Source organism: Micromonospora echinofusca (assembly GCF_017614955.1).
GTDB lineage: Bacteria > Actinomycetota > Actinomycetes > Mycobacteriales > Micromonosporaceae > Micromonospora > Micromonospora echinofusca_A.
The window spans coordinates 1-2737 of sequence record NZ_WVUH01000559.1 but is presented as its reverse complement, the minus strand read 5'-3'; the positions used below and the strand labels follow the sequence as shown (position 1 = coordinate 2737).

The 2737-nt window shown below is 72.9% G+C and carries 2 protein-coding genes and 1 pseudogene; 1 reads left to right on the top strand and 2 read right to left on the bottom strand.

Features of this window, described 5'->3' with window-relative positions:
* Positions 1-31: 31 nt before the first annotated feature.
* Complete coding sequence (locus GSF22_RS32650; protein ID WP_208817762.1) at positions 32-1009, bottom strand: LLM class F420-dependent oxidoreductase; 978 nt, start codon at positions 1007-1009, stop codon at positions 32-34.
* 185 nt (positions 1010-1194) lie between these two features.
* On the opposite strand from GSF22_RS32650, the gene GSF22_RS32645 reads away from it, so the two are divergent.
* Positions 1195-2436 carry a low temperature requirement protein A gene (locus GSF22_RS32645; protein WP_244454556.1) on the top strand — a complete coding sequence of 414 codons (1242 nt, stop codon included), beginning with the start codon at positions 1195-1197 and terminating at the stop codon, positions 2434-2436.
* A 12-nt stretch (positions 2437-2448) separates the two neighbouring features.
* Here GSF22_RS32645 and GSF22_RS32640 read toward each other — a convergent pair.
* Positions 2449-2737 (bottom strand): annotated as a pseudogene (locus tag GSF22_RS32640) (RNA polymerase sigma factor); the annotation flags it as partial.

Below are 2737 nucleotides of genomic sequence, written 5' to 3'. Positions count from 1 at the left end.
GACCAGCGCCACCCGCCCGGCCAGTTCCACGTCAGTGCACCTGTGCCGGCATGCCGAGCCGGGCGATCGTGGTGGCCAGCGCGGCGGCGCCACCGGCGGCCAGCTCCGGGGTGGGCAGCAACGCGAGGACCGGTACGTCGACGCCGGCCTTCGCGTAGCGGGCCACCCCGGCCCGGCACTGCTCGGGTGAGCCGTGGATGACCAGCGCGTCGACCAGTGCGTCCGGCACCGCCCGGGCGGCCTCCTTGCGGTCCCCGGCGCCCCAGGCCCGCCACATCGGCCCCAGCTCCGGTTCCCGACCCAGCCAGCGGTGGAACTCGGCGTACGCCGGCACGGTCAGGTAGCTGGTGACGAGCCGGCGGCCCAGGTTACGGGCGTGGGTGGCGTCCTCGGTGGGGCAGACGAAGATCCGGGCGGCAACCTCGAAGCCCGGCCGCCGCTCGCCCAACTCGGCCGCCACGCGGGGTACGTCGTCGGCGGCGAGCCAGTTGAGGATCACCCCGTCGGCTTCGGCGGCGGCCAGTTGCAGCATCCGGGGCCGCAGCGCGGCCAGCAGGATCGGTGGCGGTACGGCCGGCGGCCGTTCCAGCCGGAACCGGCGCACGGTGAAGGTGTCGTAGACCTCGTCCACGGTCTCGCCGCGCAGCGCGGCCCGCAGGAACCGCAGCATGTCCCGGGTACGGCGGAACGGTTCGGTGTACCGGACGGCGTTCCAGTCCTGCACCAGTACCGGTGAGGACGCCCCGATGCCGAGCGCGAACCGGCCCGGCGCGGCCTCGGCGAGCGCGGCGGCGGTCATCGCCAACAGTCCCGGCCCCCGGGTGAACACCGGTGTGATGGCGGTACCCAGCCGTAGTCGGGGCTGCCAGGCGGCGGCCAGGGCCAGTGGTGTGAACGCGTCCGTACCGGCCACCTCGGCGGACCAGACGTCGGTGAATCCGGCCTGGTCGAGCGCCGTGAAGATGCCGGCGTGGTCGGCGAGCGGGACACCGCTGAGCGGTACCGTCATCCCCCAACGATTCGTCACCGCTCGATCGTGCCCGGTGTGCGGTCGGTCGGCAAGATCGGTCGCCGACAATTGGCACCGGTCGCCGGGCGGGCCGGCAGGTTAGCGCCCGGCGACCGGGCCCGGGCGGCTTTCCCGGGACGCACCCGGGGCAGCCGGTCCGGGTGTTACGACTGCCGGGGGCAGGGATGCGGACCTCGGCGGGCGGGCTGATCATGGGGACCTCGAACGGGACGGAGGGCGGCAGGTTCGAGGCCCACTCCCACCGGCCCACGTTCCTGGAACTCTTCTTCGACCTGGTGTTCGTCTTCGCGTTGACCCGGATCTCCGCCCGGGCCTTCGAGGACCTGGCCCTGGAGACGGGTGGTGCCGAGTTCCAGCGCGCCGTGCCCGGTGCCGCCCGGTCCTTCCTGCTGCTGCTGGCGCTCTACGCGGTGTGGCAGGGCACCGCCTGGACCACCAGCCGGTACAACCCGTACCAACCGGCCATCCAGGTCATCGTGCTGATCGCGATGGTGGGCAGCATGGTAATGGGGGTGGCGATCCCCCGGGCGTTCACCACCGGCGGGTTGGCGTTCACCTTCGCGTACGTGACCGTGCAGATCTCCCGGCCGTTGATCCTGTTCCTCGTGCTGCGGCACCGTCCGCAACGGTTCCTCAAGCTCCGGATGCTGGTCTGCTTCACCTGCACCGCCCCGCTCTGGTTCGTCGGGGCGTACGTGGACCGCCCGTTCACCGCGGTCCTCTGGTCGATCGCGCTGATCATCGAGTACTCGGCGGCCCGGTTCGGCTGGCCGGTACCGGGGATGGGCCGGTCCCCCTCCTCCAGGTGGGACATCGCCGGTGCGCACCTGGCCGAGCGGTACCAGCAGTTCTTCCTGATCTCGCTCGGTGAGACGATCCTGGTGGCCGGCTTCGCCTACAGCGCGATCGGTTTCCAACCGGGACCGACGGTGGCCTTCGCGGTCGCCCTGGCCACGTCGATGCTGCTCTGGCGGATCTACTTCCACCGGGCCGGGCAGGTTCTCGCCGAGGCGGTGGCCGTCTCCCGGCAACCGGCCCGGATCGGGCAGTCCGCCGCCGAGTCGCACCTGGTGATGGTGGCCGGTGTGGTGGCCACCGCGATCGGGTACGAACTCGTCATCGCCCACCCGTCCGGTCCGGCACCGGCCTCCTGGATCGTCGTGGTCGTCGGCGGCCCGGTGCTGTTCGTCCTCGGCCGGGCCCGGTTCGAGCACGACGTGTTCGGTCGGGTGTCCCGGGCCCGGATCGTCACCCTGCTCGCCCTGGCCCTGCCGGTCCCGGTGCTGCTGACCAGTCCGGCGCTGGCGTCCGCGATCACCGTACTGGTGATACTGCTCGGCGCGGCGGTGGCCGACGCCCTCCGGTCGCGGGGCGTGCCGCCCGAGGCGGCCGCCCCGCCCTTCTGACCCCGGTCCCGCTCAACCGCTCAGCCGGGTGGCGCGGGCGGTCAGGTGGCGCCGCTCGGGCAGACTGGCGGTCCGGCCGGCCGCCGCCCGGTAGTCGGTGGCGGCGGCGTCCCGCTCTCCGGCCAGTTCCCGCAGGTGGGCGCGGGTTGCCAGGAACCGGTGGTGGTCAGTCATCCGGCGGTCGGCGGCCAGCGTCTCCAGCAGGTCCAGGCCGGCGGCCGGACCGTGCACCATGGCGACGGCGACCGCGCGGTTGAGGGTCACCACCGGGCCCGGAGCGACCTTTTCCAAAAGTTCGTAG